Annotated in this window: 1 protein-coding gene; it reads left to right on the forward strand. The window is 70.0% G+C overall.

Translation table 11 applies throughout. From position 1 onward, the window contains the following. The coding region (locus TW83_RS18740) for a methylmalonyl-CoA mutase family protein (protein WP_045984303.1) at positions 1-280 on the forward strand (280 nt) is incomplete at both ends.

The following is a 280-nucleotide window of genomic DNA, read 5'->3' on the forward strand; positions in this document are numbered from 1 at the left end:
GGCGCAAGCTGGCACAGGGCGAACTGAAGGGGCGCGACCCCTCCAGCCTGACCTGGGACACGCTGGAGGGGATCGCCGTCAAGCCGGTCTATACCCGCGACGACCTGGAGGGGATGGACCACCTGGACGGCCTGCCCGGCATCGCGCCGTTCACCCGCGGCCCGCGCGCCACGATGTATGCAGGCCGCCCCTGGACCATCCGGCAATATGCTGGATTTTCCACGGCCGAGGAATCGAACGCCTTCTATCGCCGCGCGCTGGCCGCGGGGCAGCAGGGCGT

The sequence above is a fragment of the Paracoccus sp. S4493 genome (genome assembly GCF_000967735.1).
Lineage (GTDB): Bacteria > Pseudomonadota > Alphaproteobacteria > Rhodobacterales > Rhodobacteraceae > Paracoccus > Paracoccus marcusii.